Source organism: Stenotrophomonas humi (assembly GCF_001431415.1).
GTDB lineage: Bacteria > Pseudomonadota > Gammaproteobacteria > Xanthomonadales > Xanthomonadaceae > Stenotrophomonas > Stenotrophomonas humi.
Window position 1 is genome coordinate 21434 of the sequence record NZ_LDJI01000009.1, and the last position, 18075, is coordinate 39508.

The 18075-nt window shown below is 65.9% G+C and carries 15 protein-coding genes; 6 read left to right on the plus strand and 9 right to left on the minus strand.

Annotated features, from left to right (window positions below):
• Positions 1 to 53: 53 nt before the first annotated feature.
• The 3 genes from gluQRS (at position 54) to phaR (ending at position 2405) form a co-directional block, all read left to right on the plus strand.
• Positions 54 to 941, plus strand: coding sequence for a tRNA glutamyl-Q(34) synthetase GluQRS (gene gluQRS / locus ABB26_RS04365; protein ID WP_057632370.1), 888 nt, complete (start codon positions 54 to 56; stop codon positions 939 to 941).
• Positions 942 to 998: 57 nt separating this feature from the next.
• A complete protein-coding gene (gene phbB / locus ABB26_RS04370) occupies positions 999 to 1739 on the plus strand; it encodes a beta-ketoacyl-ACP reductase (protein WP_057632371.1) in 741 nt (246 codons plus the stop codon).
• Between the two features lie 150 nt (positions 1740 to 1889).
• Positions 1890 to 2405 (plus strand): polyhydroxyalkanoate synthesis repressor PhaR, encoded by a 516-nt coding sequence (phaR, locus tag ABB26_RS04375; RefSeq protein ID WP_057632372.1) that lies wholly within the window; start codon positions 1890 to 1892, stop codon positions 2403 to 2405.
• A 163-nt stretch (positions 2406 to 2568) separates the two neighbouring features.
• Here phaR and ABB26_RS04380 read toward each other — a convergent pair whose 3' ends face one another.
• From ABB26_RS04380 to ABB26_RS04405, 6 genes are all read right to left on the minus strand, one after another.
• Complete coding sequence (locus tag ABB26_RS04380) at positions 2569 to 3519, minus strand: TraB/GumN family protein (protein ID WP_425477239.1); 951 nt, start codon at positions 3517 to 3519, stop codon at positions 2569 to 2571.
• Complete coding sequence (locus tag ABB26_RS04385; RefSeq protein ID WP_057632373.1) at positions 3516 to 4457, minus strand: DUF1684 domain-containing protein; 942 nt, start codon at positions 4455 to 4457, stop codon at positions 3516 to 3518. The genes ABB26_RS04380 and ABB26_RS04385 overlap by 4 nt, the downstream gene beginning before the upstream one ends.
• Entirely contained in the window at positions 4457 to 6319 is a 1863-nt protein-coding gene (mutL, locus tag ABB26_RS04390; protein WP_057632374.1) for a DNA mismatch repair endonuclease MutL, read from the minus strand. The genes ABB26_RS04385 and mutL overlap by 1 nt, the downstream gene beginning before the upstream one ends.
• A 192-nt stretch (positions 6320 to 6511) precedes the next feature.
• On the minus strand, positions 6512 to 8125 hold the full coding sequence (locus ABB26_RS04395; protein ID WP_057632375.1) for an N-acetylmuramoyl-L-alanine amidase: 1614 nt from the start codon (positions 8123 to 8125) through the stop codon (positions 6512 to 6514).
• Between the two features lie 80 nt (positions 8126 to 8205).
• On the minus strand, positions 8206 to 8685 hold the full coding sequence (tsaE, locus tag ABB26_RS04400; RefSeq protein WP_057632649.1) for a tRNA (adenosine(37)-N6)-threonylcarbamoyltransferase complex ATPase subunit type 1 TsaE: 480 nt from the start codon (positions 8683 to 8685) through the stop codon (positions 8206 to 8208).
• An 8-nt stretch (positions 8686 to 8693) separates the two neighbouring features.
• A complete protein-coding gene (locus ABB26_RS04405; RefSeq protein WP_057632376.1) occupies positions 8694 to 10166 on the minus strand; it encodes a bifunctional ADP-dependent NAD(P)H-hydrate dehydratase/NAD(P)H-hydrate epimerase in 1473 nt (490 codons plus the stop codon).
• 23 nt (positions 10167 to 10189) lie between these two features.
• On the opposite strand from ABB26_RS04405, the gene queG reads away from it, so the two are divergent.
• Positions 10190 to 11278 carry a tRNA epoxyqueuosine(34) reductase QueG gene (gene queG / locus ABB26_RS04410; RefSeq protein WP_057632377.1) on the plus strand — a complete coding sequence of 363 codons (1089 nt, stop codon included), beginning with the start codon at positions 10190 to 10192 and terminating at the stop codon, positions 11276 to 11278.
• Between the two features lie 59 nt (positions 11279 to 11337).
• Positions 11338 to 12693 (plus strand): exodeoxyribonuclease VII large subunit, encoded by a 1356-nt coding sequence (gene xseA / locus ABB26_RS04415; RefSeq protein ID WP_057632378.1) that lies wholly within the window; start codon positions 11338 to 11340, stop codon positions 12691 to 12693.
• Here xseA and ABB26_RS04420 read toward each other — a convergent pair.
• From ABB26_RS04420 to ABB26_RS04430, 3 genes are all read right to left on the minus strand, one after another.
• On the minus strand, positions 12684 to 13898 hold the full coding sequence (locus ABB26_RS04420; protein ID WP_057632379.1) for an AcvB/VirJ family lysyl-phosphatidylglycerol hydrolase: 1215 nt from the start codon (positions 13896 to 13898) through the stop codon (positions 12684 to 12686). The genes xseA and ABB26_RS04420 overlap by 10 nt on opposite strands.
• A 78-nt stretch (positions 13899 to 13976) precedes the next feature.
• The gene (locus tag ABB26_RS04425; RefSeq protein WP_057632380.1) at positions 13977 to 14891 is read right to left on the minus strand and encodes a M48 family metallopeptidase; all 915 of its coding nucleotides are present in this window, start codon (positions 14889 to 14891) and stop codon (positions 13977 to 13979) included.
• Positions 14892 to 14966: 75 nt separating this feature from the next.
• Positions 14967 to 16856 (minus strand): formylglycine-generating enzyme family protein, encoded by a 1890-nt coding sequence (locus ABB26_RS04430; RefSeq protein ID WP_425477240.1) that lies wholly within the window; start codon positions 16854 to 16856, stop codon positions 14967 to 14969.
• Positions 16857 to 16951: 95 nt separating this feature from the next.
• On the opposite strand from ABB26_RS04430, the gene rnd reads away from it, so the two are divergent.
• Positions 16952 to 18034, plus strand: coding sequence for a ribonuclease D (rnd, locus tag ABB26_RS04435; RefSeq protein ID WP_057632381.1), 1083 nt, complete (start codon positions 16952 to 16954; stop codon positions 18032 to 18034).
• Positions 18035 to 18075: the final 41 nt, after the last annotated feature.

The following is an 18075-nucleotide window of genomic DNA, read 5'->3' on the forward strand; positions in this document are numbered from 1 at the left end:
GCGGCTCGCGCAGCTTGAATTCAAGCACAAATCTGACCGACGATTCAGCTTCAATGCCTTCCCTAAATTATCGCGGCCGTTTCGCCCCCTCCCCGACCGGCCCCCTGCACCTGGGCTCAATGCTGGCAGCTTTCGGCAGTTGGCTGCTGGCCCGTCATGCCCGCGGCCAGTGGCTGGTCCGGATTGAGGATGTGGACCCACCTCGTGAAGTACCCGGTGCAGCGGAACTACAGCTCGCTACGCTGGCTGCCTTCGGTCTGCATGCCGACCAACCCGTGCAGTACCAGAGCCGCCGCCACACGCTTTACCAGACGGCCAGTGCACGGCTGTTGGCAAAGGGCAAGGCGTTCCATTGCCACTGCAGCCGCGCCGACCTGGCCAGCCAGCACGGCATCCACCGACACTGCGCGGCCAGCCAACAACGGGCGCAGCCGGCCATCCGTCTGCGCGTGGCCGACGGGAGCCATGTGACGTTCAATGACGCGCTGCAGGGTCAGGTCGCGCAGGACGTGGACCGTGACGTGGGCGATTTCGTCCTGCTGCGGGCCGATGGCTGCTGGGCTTATCAGTTGGCTGTGGTCGTGGACGATGCCGAGCAGCGCATCAGCCATGTGGTGCGCGGCGCGGATCTGGTCGACTCCACGCCGCGCCAGATCCTGCTGCAGCAAGCACTCGGCGTACCGACGCCGCATTACCTGCACCTACCCCTGCTGCTGGGCAGCGACGGCCACAAACTATCCAAGTCGTTGGCCGCGATGCCAGTGGATGCCGGCGCACCGCTGCCAGTGCTGCGCTGGCTGTGGGCCGCACTGGGCCAAGCCCCGGCGGCACTGGATGCGTCGGTGACCGTCGCCGAACTGCTGCAGCACGCCGTGACCGCGTTCGATCCGGGCAGCCTGCAAAAAGAATCACGGATCGTCGCCGGATCGCCCCCGGGCTGACCGCAGTTTCATTAGAATCGGTGGCTCCCCCGCGCAACCGCCCTGGAGCACCTGCCCATGACACCCCGCGTCGCACTGGTCACCGGTGGTACCGGCGGCATCGGTACCGCCATCTGCCAACGCCTGGCCGACCAGGGCCATCGTGTCGCCACCAACTTCCGCAGTCCCGAGAAAGCCCAGGACTGGCAGCAGAAGATGCAGGCAAAGGGCTATGACATCGCGATGTTCCCCGGCGACGTCGCCGACCCCGTCAGCGGGCGCAGCCTGATCGAATCGGTCGAAGCCGCACTTGGCCCGGTTGAGATCCTGGTCAACAACGCCGGCATCACCCGTGACACCACGTTCCATCGCATGAGTGCCGAGCAGTGGCACGAGGTGATCAACACCAACCTCAACTCGGTATTCAACGTCACCCGCCCGGTGATCGAAGGCATGCGCAAGCGCGGCTGGGGCAGGGTGATCCAGATCAGCTCGATCAACGGCCTGAAGGGCCAGTACGGCCAGGCCAACTACGCGGCGGCCAAGGCCGGCATGCACGGTTTCACCATCTCGCTGGCACGCGAAAATGCCGGCTTCGGCATCACCGTCAACACCATTTCACCGGGTTACGTTGCCACCGACATGGTGATGGCGGTACCGGAGGAAGTCCGGGCCAAGATCATCGCCGACATCCCCACCGGGCGCCTCGGCAAACCCGAGGAAATCGCCTACGCGGTGGCCTTCCTGGTTGCCGAGGAAGCGTCGTGGATCACCGGTTCCAACCTGGACATCAACGGCGGCCACCACATGGGCTGGTGACGCGCTCCGCAGTCATGTTGCGCAACAAGGGGATTCATGCTGCGCAACAGGAAAACGCATTTGTGTGCCCTGCAACCTGTACTTTTGGCTGTTGCAAGGCCTGTTGCACTGCGCCATGCTGGGCGCCTACCGTTGACGAGTGATGGCTTAATGGCTGCGACCCGCATCATCAAGAAGTATCCCAATCGCCGGCTCTACGACACCGAGATTTCCAGTTACATCACCATTGAAGACGTCCGCCAGCTGATTCTCGACGGCGAGACTTTCGAGGTGCGCGATGCCAAAAGCGGTGAGGACCTGACCCGCTCGGTCCTGCTGCAGATCATCGCAGACAAGGAACAGGACGGTGAGCCGATGCTCTCCACCCAGCTGCTGAGCCAGCTGATCCGTTTCTACGGCGATTCGCTGCAGGGCTTCATGGGCAATTACCTGGAGCGCAGCATGCAGGTGTTCCTCGACCAGCAGCAGCAGTTCCGCCAGCAGATGGGCAACCTGCTCGGGCAGACGCCGTGGGCGATGATGAACCAGCTCACCGAGCGCAACATGGAGCTGTGGCAGGAATTCCAGCGCAACATGGGTACTGGCTTCAGCCGCCCGCCGGCCGGCACCAAACCAGCCGACCCGCCGCCAGCCAGCCCCGGCGGCAAGACCCGCAGCACGCGCTGAACAGACAGGCCGACGCAAACGTCGGCCTTTTTTGTGGCCATGTCGCCGGCCTGGCGCAAGCCTCCAAACCGGCATCAGCACCGCCAGCACCTGCAATGCGGCCCAGGATGTTCCCGCACCGCCCGCATCGACTCCGTGGCTTCCACGGCCCCCGCTTGAAGCCTCAGCGCTTCTCTGGCCTGCAGGCGGAACAGATGCGCTCGACCTTGTAGCCGCGCGCGCGCAGCTTTTCCACCACACCGTCACTGCCCAGCAGATGCAGCGCACCGACAACAACCAGCGTACTGCCCTGCCCGGCCTGCAACCGCTGCTGCAACGGGGCCAGCCAGGCGTCGTTGCGCTCCACGTTGATGCGCTGGTACAGCCCTGGGTACTCGCGCTTCATCTGGGCGGCCATGTCCCGCCACAGCACCACATCGTCACCGCGACGCCATGCCGCGTGCAGCTGCCGGCTCTGTTCATCCCCTTTCTCCACCTGCTCGAGTGCCTCGCGGAGCAACTGACGCTGCTCCTCGGCACTCATGCCATCGAGCATGTTGATCTGTGAGGATGCCGTCTCCAGTCCCGCTGCGGGCTTGCCCGCCTGGGCGGCACGCGTCATCAGATGACGATCCAGTCCCGCCTCCGCATCCAGCCCCTGGCGCGTCATCTGGGCGATGCTGATGGTCAAGCCGATGAACCACGGCTTGAGCCCGACCAGACGCTCCAGCGGCATGTTGTTGACGGCCGCATAGTCTTCCAACCGCTTCCAGGTGGCAGCATCCAGTTCATCCTTGAGCTGACGACCATCGCGACGCATTGCCGCCTGCAACATCTGCGTGGCAAGCGCCGGCGAGTTCATGTCTTCCGGCGGCAGCTCGAACAACAACCGGCTCGACGCCTCGAATGCCTTGTCCACATCGGGCGACAACGGATAGTCGTCCTGCTTGAGCAGATGGAACGAGCCCAACAGGTAAAGCTGAGCACCCTGCGGACCACTGACCTTCCACAGCAATGGCACCGGTGGCGTGGCTCTGGCGACCGGCTCGGCCTGTCGCGCCGAGACGGCGACCGATGTTCCCAGCAGCATCACCGCGCCCAGCACCAGGGTTGTCGCGCGCATCATCCACTTCATGCGGCCTCCTCCGGCTTGGGTTTCACGTAGGCTTTTTCGCCCGCTTCAACCTGCATGTCCATGCGGTTCTCCGGCGGCGGCAACGGGCAGGTCGCAAACGGGGTGAACGCACACGGCGGGTTGTAGGCACGATTGAAATCAACCACGACTTCGCTCCTGGCGTCCGGCACGTCCAGATCGATGTAGCGCCCCGCCGAATAGCTTCCGCGGCCGTTGGTGCGGTCAGCAAAGATCAGCTGCAGCGGACGCCCCGGCTCGCCGATTGCTTCCAGCCGCCAGGTGCGGCCGCCGCGCTCGAACTCCACCGCGCCGGCATTGGGTACGTCACTGGCAAGGCCGGTGATGTCGACGATGGGGAGGGTCTTGTTGACGTCATGCGGCACGAAGCGCGCCGTCACCCGCCAGGACGGATCGGCCGGCCAGTACGACAGATGCCCGAAGTTGAGCCGCGCCGGCGCGTCGGCATGCTTCAGACGCAGGGCATAACGTGGGCCGCGATGGATCAGGGTCAGCAGACCTTTGCCCTCATCGAAGGAGATCACGGTCGGCTCGGCGGCATCATCACTGCGGAACGGAATTCGCCCCTTCACCGGCTGCCCGCCGGCCTGCAGAACCACGCCGGGCTCCGGGGTGAACCAGATGTTGTCGCCATCACGCGACACCATGCCCATCCGTGGCGGGCCCATCGCCAGACGGATGCCGCTGGTGCTGCCACTGCCGATGAAATGCGCCTTCAGCTCCAGCCAATGCAGACCCATCAGACTGGCCCAGCCATCGGGCGTCGTCAGCTCGGTCAAGCGCTGTTCGCGCCACAATTCGTTTTGATGCGCGAACACCGGATCAACTGGCGCCGGCTTGCTGACATCGGCGCTCTTGTCGCCGCAGCCACCCAACAGCATTGCGGCGAACAACGCCACACTTCCCCATCGTTTCTTCATCAACGCCCCCGCAGGAACCAACGGTCAATTTCTGCCAGCGAAAAGCGCGCCCAGGTCGGGCGGCCATGGTTGCATTGCCCCGAGCGCTCGGTGGTTTCCATGTCGCGCAGCAGGGCGTTCATTTCAGGGATCGTCAGCCGCCGGTTGGCGCGCACCGCGCCGTGGCAGGCCATCGTCGACAGCAGTTCGTCGCGCGCCGTGGCAATGCGACGGCTCTGCCCATGCTCGCGCAGGTCGGTGAGCACGTCGCGCAGCAGACCCTCCGGTTCGGCATTGGCCAGCAATGCCGGGATGCTGCGCACATGCAGCGAGCCCGGGCCGGAACGGGTGATCTCAAAGCCCAGCGCGGCCAGTGTTTCCGCTTCGCGCTCGGCGGTATCGGCATCCCGCTCGCCCACGGCAAGCGTCATCGGCACCAACAATGGCTGCGCGTGCAGACCGATGCCGTCATGCGCGTTCTTCAACCGTTCGTAGCCGATACGTTCGTGTGCGGCATGCATGTCCACCACGATCAGGCCTTCCGCGTTCTCGGCCAGGATGTAGATGCCGTGCAACTGGGCTACCGCGTAGCCCAGCGGCGGTACGCCGCTGTCGCCGGAAGTGGGCGGCAATGCCGGCCCACCCTCCGCCAAGGATTGCACGGTGCCGGCGGCCGGGCTGGAGTACAGCGCGGCATACGCCGATGGCGCCTCGGCCACCTGCAGGCCCAACGGCGATTGCCGTGCCTGCCAGTCGCCATTGCCGCCGCCTGCGCTACCAGGCGCTCGTCCGAGCACATAGCCACCACCATAGCTGGCGGACAGCGACGACTGCGGCGTGGCGTCTGCCGGATGTTGCTGCTGGCCCATGGTTGATGGGTCCAAGCCGGCGCGTGTTTCAGCCAGCGCATCCTTGAGCGTGCGGTAGACAAAATCATGGATCAGCCGCGAATCGCGAAAGCGCACTTCGTGCTTGGCCGGATGCACGTTCACGTCCACGCGCGTCGGATCGAGCTCAAGGAACAACACGTAGGCCGGCTGACGGCCGTGGTACAGCACATCGCCGTAAGCCATCTTCACCGCATGGCTGACACTGCGGTCGCGTACCGAGCGGCCATTGACATACAGATACTGCTGGTCGGAACTGGCCCGCGAATACTGCGGCTGTGCGATCCAGCCATGCAATCGCAGGCCAGCTGCGCTGTGATCCACCCGCAATGCCTGCCGCGCGAAATCCTCACCCAGGGTTTCACCCAGGCGCGTATCCGAATACAAATCGCCAGGCTTGTAACGGCGCGACGGCTTGCCGTTGTGCGAAACACGCAGCTCGACATCCGGACGTGCCAGCGCCAGCGAGCGCAACCACTCTTCGATATGCCCCAGCTCGGTGCGTTCGGCACGCAGGAACTTGCGCCGCGCCGGTACGTTGTAGAACAACTCGCGCACTTCCACGGTGGTACCGGGCGCATGCGCGCGCGGTGCGACTTCACCCAGCTTGCCGCCCTCGATCTGCAACGCAGCGCCGTGTTCGTCATCGGCGCGACGCGAGGCCAGGGTGAAGCGGCTCACCGAGGCGATCGACGGCAATGCTTCACCGCGGAAACCCAGCGTCGCCACCGACTCAAGATCATCCAGGCTGGCGATCTTGCTGGTGGCATGGCGCGACACTGCCAGCGCCAACTGCTCCGGGGCAATGCCACCACCGTTGTCGCGGATGCGGATCAGGCGTACACCGCCTTCTTCCAGGTCGATGTCCACGCGCGTGGCACCGGCGTCGAGGGCGTTTTCGACCAGCTCTTTGACAACGGACGCGGGGCGTTCAACCACTTCGCCAGCGGCGATCTGGTTGATCAGGATTTCCGGCAACGGACGAATCGCGTTCATCGTGCACCACCTGCATAAACCGACAACCGGAAGCGGCGGGACGAGGACGACGGAGGGGGAATCAGGCTGACATCATGCATGGCCACGATGATAGCCGAGCCCGGTCGCATCACCGCACCGGGCGCGCAAGACGCGTCGCTTGAAATCACTTGGCGGCCACATGCTGCCAGACCGGGAGGCCCCGGCCGACGTTTACTTGCTGCCGCCGGCTACGGTACCGGCAGAGGCTTCCATTTCGGCCTGGGCGCGGGCGGCGAACAGCGTGCCCGGCGGCGGCTGACGGCTGAAGAAGGTGTGCACGCCATCAAGCACGGCACCGGCGATGCGACGCTGGTAAGCCGGGTCAACCAAACGGCGCTCTTCATCCGCGTTGGAGATGAACGCGGTTTCCACCAGCATCGCCGGCATGTCCGAGGTGCGCAGCACCGCGAAGTTGGCCCGCTCCAGGTTCGGCTTGTGGTTGTTGCCGATCCGCTTGAGCCCACCCAGCACATGCCCGGCAGCGTCTTCAGAGGCCTTCATGTTGCCGCTCTGGGCCAGATCCAGCAGCACGTTGGCCAAGGTGCCCTCGGTGCGGCTGAGGCTGACGCCACCGATCAGGTCAGCCGCGTTTTCCTTGTCGGCCAGCCAGCGCGCACGCTGCGAGGAGGCGCCCTTGGTGGACAGCACATACACCGACGAACCGGTGGCCGAGCGGTTTTCCGCCGCATCGGCATGGATCGAAATGAAGATGTCGGCCTTGGCCGCCCGTGCCCGCTGCGCACGCATCGGCAGCGGGATGAACACATCGGTGTCGCGGGTCAGGTAAGCGCGCAGTCCTGGTGTGGCATTGACCTGCCGGGCCAACTCACGCGCGACCGCCAGGGTCACGTCCTTCTCACGCTTGCCAGTGGGACCGATGGCACCCGGATCCTGCCCGCCGTGACCAGGATCGATTGCCACTACCAGTGTGCGCATCCCTGCCTGCATGCGGATGCGCGACGCATCGCTGGGCATCACCGGGCGCGGTGCTTCCGGTGCGACCGCAGCCGGGGCCGGGACAACAGCTGCGGGCACAACGGTGGCCTGCGCCACCGTTGTCGCGGGCCTGCTGCCGGCAATTTGCGTGGAGGCGCCTGTCGTCTGGCCGCTCAGGATTGCCGCAGGCGATGACTGCCCCGCAGCGTTACCCGCCACAACAGCATTCGTCGGCGCGGGCGTGGAAGTGGTGGCAGACACAGGAGCGGGCGGCGGCGTTGCGGCCTGGCGGCTTACCGCAGCCGTCAACGCAGCAGTCGCGCGCGCAGCTTCGGAACGGGCCTGTTCGCTGGACTGTGCCGGGGTTTGAACCGGCGTCGGCGCCGGGCTTGGTGCCTGAGCCGGTGCGGATGCCGGAGCGACCACCGCAACCGGAGCACGGCCAGCGTTTTCACCCGGCCACTCGATCACCAGCTTGGTTTCGGCGCCCTGCCCCTGGATCTGCGGCTTGAACGCGGCCACGGACTCGGCAAGGTCGAACACCACCCGGAACGTGCCCGGAGTCGGGTTGCCGGTACGCACCGCCGTCACCACGCCGATGGCTGCCGGCAACCTGAGGTTGCGCAGTGCAGTCGAATCGGGGAAGTCGACGACCAGCCGGTTCGGGCCGGCCAGGCTCAGGGTCTTGTAGCTGCCCCCACCTGCAAGCTGGATTTCGGCCCGGGTGCCGGTGCTGCCGGTATGCAGGTTTACCCCGCGGATCTCGCCCGCCCACGCGGATGCGCTGGCAGCCAGACAGAGTCCGGCGACGGCAACTGGCAGAGCGAACAGGCGGTTTCCCGTAGTCATGGGCGGATTCAATCACCGGAATCAGGCAATTGCAACATCTTTTCCCTTAATAATCCGCAACCTGCCACACCTTCCTGCTGTCAGGGGGTAAAAACCCCTTGCAAGTGAGGGGATTGGCGCAGGCGTTCCAGCCAGGCGTGGCCCGCCTCGCTGTGCGCCTGAAGGCGGGCACGCCGGCCATGGCCGTCGATTTCCAGCGCTACGACCAGATCCACCGGTGGCAGGCCGCCCGCGCCGCGTTCGGGCCACTCGACCAGCCACAGATCGGCCGCGCCTTCGTCGAGCCCGAGGAAATCCAGCTCGCCGGCGTTGCCGATGCGATACAGATCCAGGTGCCATGCTTCGCCGACTTCCAGCGGATAGCGCTCGATCAAGGTGTAGGTGGGGCTGCGGATGGAACCCTGCACGCCCAGCGCACGCAGCAGCGCGCGGGCCAACGTGGATTTACCGGCGCCCAGGTCACCCTGCAGATGCACCACCGCCTGCGCCGGACGGGTGAGTGCCAACGCCTGACCAAGCTGGTCGGTGCTTTCGGATGCGGGAAGAAACAATTCGATCATGGCCGCCATTATGGATTGGCCAGCGCCCGCAGGTGTGGCAACAGGTCGCGCGGCAACAGCCCGCGCTCACCTTCGGCTGCCGCCGCATCGCCAGCCAGGCTGTGCAGCAACGCACCGGTGCTGGCAGCGTCGAACAACGCCAAGCCCTGCGCACACAGCGCAGCGATGGTCCCGGTTAGCAGATCGCCCATGCCGCCCACGGCCATGCCCGGATTGCCTGCTGCGATCACGCGCGTCACCTGCCCCGGCGCTGCGATCAGCGTACCGGCGCCCTTGAGCACCACGACGCAGGCATGGCGCTCGGCCAACGCCTGCACAGCGGCAAAGCGATCACGTTGGATCGCAGCGGTGTCGGTCCCCAGCAGACGTGCCGCCTCACCCGGATGTGGCGTGAGGATGGCCTGCTGTAGCGGCTGTGGTGCGCTGGCCAGCAGGTTCAGCGCATCGGCATCGATCACCACGGGCTTTCCACCCTGCAACGCCGCCGACCACAATGCCCGCGCCCATTCGTCCTGCCCCAGGCCCGGCCCGAGTGCCACCACGCTGGCACGCGCCAACAACGGCGCCAGCGCACTTGCCTGTTCCACCGCGTGCGCCATCGCTTCCGGGCAACGCGCCAGCACGGGAGCCACATGCAGGACGCGTGTCGCAACGCTGACCAGGCCCGCACCGCTGCGCAACGCGGCTTCAGCACTGAGCATCACCGCCCCGCCGCTACCGTGATTGCCGCCCACGCACAGCACATGACCGGATTCACCCTTATGGGTATTGAGCCTGCGCCGGGGCAGCTGCCGCGCCAGTACCGGCCTGGCCCAGCGCACGGCGCTGGCAGTTACGCCCTCGAAGGCTGCAACCGGCACATCAAGATCGGCCAGCAGCCGCTGCCCGGCGCACTCAAGCGCCGCGCCGGTATGCAAGCCCTGGTGCGGCACGATGAACTGCAGCACGCGCTCGGCGCGGATCGCCGCCCCCGGGACGTTGCCACTGAAGGCATCCACACCGCTGGGAACATCCAGCGCAAACACCGGTGCCGCGGCGGCATTCACCGCATTGATGAGAGCAACGTCAGCCGCTTCAGGCGCGCGGGTCAGACCAATGCCGTACAGCGCATCAACAATGAGATCGGCCTGTCGCAGGCACTCCAGCGAAATTTCGATCCGTCCGCCGATGGCGAGATAGTCGGTACAGGCACGTTGGGCCAGCGAGGTACGCGGCGCGGCTTCCGGCAGATGCAGCACGCGGACTTCACGCCCGGATTGGCGTGCGTAACGGGCCAGCACATAGCCATCGCCGCCATTGTTGCCGGGGCCACACACCACCACGATCCGGCGCGCCTGCGGCCAATGCTGCAGCACGCCCTGCCAGCCAGCCTGCCCAGCGCGTTGCATCAGCACGTAGCCGGCGCCGCCCAATGCGGCAGTGGCCTGCGCGTCGATGCGGCGGGCAGCTTCGGTCGTGAACAGGGCAACGGGCTCTGACATGCCGTCGATTCTATACTTGCGTCATGTCTGAAGCCGTTTCCATCGCCAATCCGGCGCAGCTGTCGCTGCGCATCCGTCAACTTGCGCGCGAGGCCGGCTTCCAGCGTTGCGGGATCAGTGGCATCGAACTGGCTGACGATGAGGCGCATCTCGCCGATTGGCTGGGCAAGGGCCTGTACGGGACCATGGAATGGATGGCACGCCACGGCAGCCTGCGGGCGCGGCCGCAGGAGCTGCTGCCGGGTACGGTACGGGTACTGTCGGTGGGAATGGATTACGGGCACAAGGACGAAACCGAAGCCTGGGCCACGCTAAATGATGCCGAGCGCGCCTATGTCGCGCGCTACGCGCTGGGCCGCGACTATCACAAGCTCATGCGCAACCGCCTGCAGAAGCTGGCCGAACGCATTGCCGGTGAAATCGGCCCGTTCGGCTACCGGGTGTTCGTTGATTCGGCACCGGTGCTGGAGCGCGCCCTGGCACGCAACGCCGGGTTGGGCTGGATCGGCAAACACACCTGCCTGATCGACCGAAACGGTGGCTCATGGTTCTTCCTCGGCGAGATCTACCTCGACCTGCCACTGCCGGTGGACACGCCGGCAACCGCGCATTGCGGCACCTGCACGCGCTGCATCGATGTCTGCCCTACCGCCGCCATCATCGCGCCGTACCGGCTGGACGCACGCCGCTGCATTTCCTACCTGACCATCGAACACGAAGGCGCCATTCCGCTGGAGATGCGCCCCCTCATGGGCAACCGCATCTACGGCTGCGATGACTGCCAACTGGTCTGCCCATGGAACAAGTTTGCCCATCGCACCGATGAACCCGACTTCCGTGTGCGCAACAACCTCGACACCGCGACGCTGCCGGAACTGTTTGCGTGGAAGGAAGACGAGTTCCTGCGCCGCACCGAAGGCAGCCCGATCCGCCGCAGTGGCCACGAACGCTGGCTGCGCAACATTGCTGTTGCATTGGGCAACGCCGCACCATCGGCCAGCGCCCACGACGCACTCGTGCAGCGCCTGGAGCACCCTTCCGAAGTCGTCCGCGAACATGTGCAATGGGCGCTGCAGCAGCACGCCGATGTCCCGGCACCCGGCAAGCAATAAGCGCTCCGCCCAATCCATGCGACCATGACCGCCCGCTTCACAGCCACATCGCCCGAACCATGGAACGCAGTCCTGACATCCTCACCCCCGGCCAGCTCAACACGCTGGCGCGCGATCTGCTGGAAAGCACGTTCCCGCTGGTGTGGGTGGAAGGCGAACTGGGCAATGTCAGCCGCCCCGCGTCCGGGCATTTGTACTTCACCCTGAAGGATGCCCGCGCCCAGGTCCGCGCGGCGATGTTCAAACCCAAGAGCCAGTGGCTGAAGTTCGTGCCGCGCGAAGGCCTGCGCGTGCTCGTGCGCGGCCGCCTCACGCTGTATGAGGCTCGCGGCGATTACCAGCTGATCCTCGACCACATGGAAGAAGCCGGCGAAGGTGCATTGCGACGCGCCTATGACGAGCTGAAGGCGCGACTGGAAGCTGAAGGGCTGTTCGACCCCACGCGCAAGCGGTCACTGCCTGCGCATGTGCGTCGCCTGGCGGTGATCACCTCGCCCAGCGGCGCTGCCGTACGTGACGTACTGAGCGTGCTGGCGCGGCGCTATCCGCTGCTGGAAGTAGAACTGCTGCCGTCCCTGGTACAGGGGGAAACCGCAGCAGCGCAGATCACCTCATTGCTGCGCCAGGCCGATGCCAGCGGCCGCTACGACGTGATCCTGCTTACTCGTGGCGGCGGCTCGCTGGAAGACCTGTGGGCATTCAATGACGAACAGCTGGCACGCGCGATTGCCGCCAGCAACACGCCGGTCGTCTCGGCGGTCGGCCACGAAACCGACTTCAGCCTTTCCGATTTCGCCGCCGACCTGCGCGCGCCGACGCCCTCGGTTGCAGCGGAACTGCTGGTTCCCGATCAACGGGATCTGGCGCTGCGCCTGCGTCGTCTGCAACAGCGCCTGGCACAACTGCAGGCGCACACCCTCAACCAGGCGATGCAGCGCGCAGACCGCGCCGCGTTGCGACTGCAGGCGCACAGCCCGCAGTCACGGCTTGCATTGCTGCGGCATCGGCAGGAAGCCGCGTTCGCGCGCTTGCAGGCGAACTGGCGCCAGCAACAACAGCGTCGCAGCGCCCGTCTTGCACATGGCGCCGCCGTGCTGCGTGGCGCGCAGCCGCAACGCCAGCTCGGCGCACTGCGCGAACGACTGAACGCGCTTGCACCGCGCGCGCAAGCTGCCATGGCTCGGCATCTGCAGCGCGATGCACTGCACCTGCGTGGCATCGCACGTTCGCTGGAAGCAGTGAGCCCGTTGGCTACCGTGGCGCGCGGTTATTCAATCCTGACCCGCAGCGACGACGGCATGCTGGTGCGCAGCCACAGCCAGGTCCAGCCCGGCGACCAGCTGCAGGCGCGCCTGGCTGAAGGTACGTTGCAACTGCGTGTCGAACAGGGCGCATCCGATGATGCTCAGTCCTGAACGGTGCGGGCAGCGTTCCAACCGTCCAGGATGATCTGCGTCAGTCTTGCCGGGTCGCGGTCGAAATGATGGCCGCCCGGTCGCTCGACCACCTGCACCACATGTTCGCCTCGTAGATCGCGACACAGGCTGTCCTTCTCGGCGGTACCGTGGATGCACTGCACCGCCACGCCATGCACACGCATCAGGGCCGGCAGGACCGGCGTCTCCCGTTGTCTGCCCAGGCCCAACCAGCCGCCCACACGCACTTTGAAATCGGCACCGTGCGACATGCCCAGCAGCGACATGAAATGCACCTGCCGTTGCTGGGTTTCCGGCAGCAATGGATATGCGAACGGCAGGACATCGGCCCCAAACGAATAGCCGACCAGCGCGATGTCATCAGCCTGCCAACGGCGGCTGTAGCTCTCCAGCACGCGACTGAGATCCGCGCCCACCTGCGCGGGAGTCTTCTGCCTCCAGAAATATCGCAGGCTGTTCCAGCCGACCACGGAGATACCGCGCCGGGTCAGCTCTTCGGCGATGCCTTTGTCCAGATCCGCCCAGCCGCCATCGCCGGACATCACCACCACCAACCGGTGACTACCCGCCACCGGCATTTCCACCAACGGCAGCACGCCGGGGCCGTCCCGGGAGGTCGTTGGGAAATGCGCCTTGGCCGCGGTCACCAATCCCTGCTCGGGCACTGTCGTGACGGGCGCGGTGTTGGTCGGCGCGATACACACCGGCACATCACCGGCCGCTCCGGAGGCCACCACGGCACCTGCGATCTCACCCGGGGACGCTCCTGCCAGCGTTGCGCGCGCCAGCGCCGCCCCATCTCCCTGCCCGATCAGCAACGGCGGAAAGTAGTCCTTGGAGACGCTTCGTTTGAGCAGTGCCTTGGCGAGCAGAAGAGCGTCGTCGGCCATCGCCCGGCAGGGCATACCGCCCCGGAACTTAGCCCGATATCGACCACCATCCACCACCGCCACCCACGCCCCGTCAGCGGCCAAGGCAAGCGCCTGCTTTTGGCGCAACGGCGGCGATTGCGCCTGCCCGGGAAAAAAAATCACCAACGCACGCGGCTCGCCCCTGGGCTTGAGCACCTGCACGTCGCCGTAACGGCCGCCAGACAGCTGCTGACGCTGCAGTACCCACGCGCACCCACTTGCCAACAGCACGACCAGCACCGCCACCCACATCACCCGCCAACCGAATCGCATCGCATTGTCTCCGGGCATACGCCAAACGCCGGCAAGCATCTGCCGGCGTTCGTTATGCGGTCGTGCAATCTGCGGGGTTCAGCGGCTTGCGCTGGCGCCACTGGTGCAGAAGCGTTCACGGTACTGCATGGCCTTGGGCATCAATGCCTGCAGGTTCTGGATGCGGGTGCCGGGATTGGGATGGGTCGAGGAGAACTCCGGTGGCGCCTGGCCACCGCTGGCCGCACCCATGCGCTCCCACAATGGCACCGCTTCTTCCGGGTTGAAACAGGCCGCCGCAGCCAACATCAAGCCGACCTCATCGGCCTGGGTTTCATGCGAACGCGCGTACGGCAGCAGGTAGCCGTAGCCCATCGCCGACATCATCATCTGCTGTTGCTGCGCATCCATGCCACTGGCTGCGCCCGCCATCTGTCCGATCTGCGTCAGCTTCTGCTGTGCCATGCGCTGCGCACCATGCCGCAACAAGGCGTGGGCGATTTCATGCCCCATCACCACCGCCACTGCATCGGCGTTCTTTGCTACCGGAATCAGGCCGGTGTACACCGCCATCTTGCCACCGGGCAGGCAGAACGCGTTGGCCTGGTCGGACTGCAGTACGTTCACTTCCCAATCGAAATCGCGCGAGAAGTTCTGCGGCTGCATCCCGTGTTCCTGCGCCAGCGCGGTTTCCACGACGTCGACCTTGGCGATCAGACGGCTGGCGATTTCCCGCACCTGTCGCGCGATCTCGCTGTTGGGATCCACCGGCCGCTCCTGCGACAGGATCTCCTGGTAGGCCTGCAGGCCAAGGGCTTTCTCTTCCTTGGCATCCAGTGCGCTGTCGATCAGCACCTTCTCGCCGGTGTACGGATCCACCGTGCGGTTGCCGAAGTAGTAACAACCGCCGTAGACGGCAAAACCGAGCAGGATGATCCAGCGCACATTGCCGAACAGACCACCGCCACGACGCTGTCCGCCAGCGCGTTGGTTGCCGAAAGGATCTTGTCGCATGCTGGCTCCGCCGGGTTCGGGTTGGGTCGAGGTGGTTCGTTGGCGATGTTAGCGCGCCCTGCCCCGATGGCAATGTCAAATACCGCGTACCAGGCGGAAGCCGATGCGGGCCGAGGTCACATCCGAATCCTGCGATTGTCGCCAGGCTGCCCGGGTCTGCTCCGGTGCATTGGCCCAGTTGCCGCCGCGGATCACCCGTTGCCGGCACCCCGGGTTGTACCAGGCTGCACCATCGGCTGGTGCCCGCCGGTAGCTGGCGTGCCAACAGTCAGCCACCCACTCGCTGAGATTGCCGGCCATGTCATGCAGGCCCCAGGGATTGGCATTGAAGATGCCTGCCGGTGCGGTGCCCCAGAAGCCATCGCCATAGCCGATGAAAGCATTGTTCCAATGCCGGCCGCTGGGCGAGACGTCCAGGCTGCCGGTGAAGTTGCCGGTATTCTCCGGCGGCACCGAGGCGCGGCCCCACGGATAGCGCCCCTGGCTGCCCGCACGCAGGGCGTATTCAAACTCGGACTCACTGGGCAGCCGGTAGTGCCGCCCCGTCTGCTCGGACAGCCAGGCCGCATAAGCCTCCGCGTCACGCACGCTGACGTGCATCACCGGGCTGTTGGGAGCCGCCTTGAGTCCGTTGTAGTCCGACTGCCAATCCACGCCGCTGCGCCGGATGAAATTGCCACTGCGCTCGTCATAGACGATGGAATGGCCCCGCCGGGTCGCACGCGGGCGCGACTTGGCCGTCTCCACGAAACGGCGGAAATCGGCCACCGTCACTTCGGTGATGGTCATGGCGAAGCCGCGGTCGAAACGCACCGCGTGCCGTGGACGCTCGGCGTCATTGGCGCCGATCTCCTCTGCCTCAGCCCCCATCTGGAACGTGCCATATGGCACCACCACCATGCGCGGACCACGGCTGCCATCCTGCAATGCATCGGAAAACACCTGCCGCGGCCGGAAGCTGCCATAGCGGGTCACCAGCTCGATACGCTCGGCCAGCAGCGTGACCGTGCCATCCCCGGCCAGGGCGATGCGCTGGGCTTGTTCCAGCTTCTGCCGCGCGGCCTTCAAGCCCTTGGACGAGGTGAGGTCGCGCAGGCCGCCTTCGCGCAGGGCATCCAGCTGCGCGGTGCGGATGCCTTCGATACGCAGACGCGCATCCGCCAGCGTCGGGCCCTCACCGCGAATGGTGCTGGCCTTGCCCAGCCACATCGCAGCGGCCTGGAAATCGGATTCAACCGCCGCCGCGTGCTCGGCACGTCGGATCAGCCCACTCTCGATCGCCGCCAACCCCTGGCGAGCGCGACTGTTGGCTGGATCGGTCGCCAGCACCTCGCGGAACGCCGCCTGCGCGCCGCCTCCATCCTCGCCGAACTGGTGCTCACGCAGCGCCTGCTCGCCGGCGCGGTTGAGGGCCAGCAGACGCCGTGCGGTGGCAATGCGCTGTGCCAGTTCACGCTCGGCCTTGCCCTCCGGCGCCAGCGCCACGGCCACGCCGACGCGTTCCGCCGCCTGCGCCAAGGCCTGCCGCTGGTTTTCCGTCTGCGCCAGCAGCGCGGTGGCCTGCGTCCGCAATTGCTGCCGGGCCTTGTCCAACCCGCGTTTGGCGGCGCGGTCCTGCGGCTGCAGGGCAAGGATTGCCAGATACAGCGGAATCGCATCGTCCGCCTCCTGGTAGAGCCGCCCTTCGGCCAACGCCTTGTCGGCGGCCTTGCGTGCTTCGGGCAGCTGCTCCGGCTGCAGGCTCACCTCTGGCGCGGACCAGGCCGGCAAAACGGTCATTTCCACCTGCGGGGCGGGGTCAGGCGCCACCGGCGCAGCCTTGGGGACCGCAATGGCCTCTGGCTGCGGCGCCTGCCCCTCCGCGCGCGGCTGCACCTGCGTTGCATCGCCGGGTGGCTGTCCACAGCCGCCGAGCAGCAGCGACAGCAGCAGCGTCACACCCTTCAATTGGCCAGTCCTACGCAAAAAAGCCTCCACTTGCCCGCCTGCTTCGACGGGCGCGGCCCGACGTTAGGCTATTCTCGCCTGCCTGAGCAAACCCTGCCGTCGACGGAACCCACGTGGCTTACTGGATCAAACACCCATCGGAACTGGAAGAGCGCTATCAACAGCGCCCCGACCGCATTGGACTGGACACCGAATTCATTCGCGAACGCACCTACTGGCCGCAACTGGCCCTGGTGCAGATGGCGGTCGGCAACGAAATCCTGCTGATCGACCCGCTGATACCTGGCATGTGCGAGGCCCTGAAGCCCTGGCTGACCGACACTTCGATCACCAAGGTCATGCATAGCGCCAGCGAAGACCTGGTCGCCTTCAAGTCTGCCTGCGATGCACTGCCACGCCCGTTGTTCGACACCCAGATCGCCGCTGCGCTGGCCGGCGTTGGCGGTGGCATGGGCTACCAGAAACTGGTGGCCGAAATCACCGGCGTCACTCTGCCCAAGGGTGAGACGCGCTCGGATTGGCTCAAGCGCCCGCTCAGTGACGCCCAGCTCGAATACGCTGCGGACGATGTCGAGTACCTGTTCGCCCTGCACGACAGCCTCAGCGAACGCCTGCAAGCGAAAGACCGCATGCAGTGGCTGATGGACGACGGCGAACGCATGATCGCCAGCGTCGCGCGCGATGAAGGCGAGCACTGGCCGCATCTATCCATGCGCGCTTCGCAGTTCCTTGAGCCCGAAGCGCAGCTGCGACTGCTGCGACTGCTGCGCTGGCGTGAGCAGCAGGCCCGGCTGAGTGACAAACCGCGCAGTTGGATCCTGGACAACGAACTGGCCAACCTGCTCGCACGCACGCCGCCGGCCGATTACGAAGCGATGCTCAAGGTATTCGGGCGTTTCCCCAAGGCCCCGCGCAAACTGGCGCAATCGCTGTGGGAAGCTCTGACCACGCCACTACCTGACGAAGCCGAGGCGCCGATGGCGCTACAGGCCACCGAGGGCAACAAGGCCGCCTTCAAGCGCCTGCAGGATGCCGTTGCCAGACTCACCGCCGAACTGGGCCTGCCCGACGGTCTGCTCGCCTCGCGCAAGCACCTGGAATCGCTGTTGGAAAGCGGCCAATGGCCAAGTGCCCTGGCAGGCTGGCGCCAGCAACAACTCGAACCCATCCTGCGGCCGCTGCTGCCGGGCGCCTGATCGACAAGCGCCCGCTGGCACTGTCTGTTGATCGTGCCTGA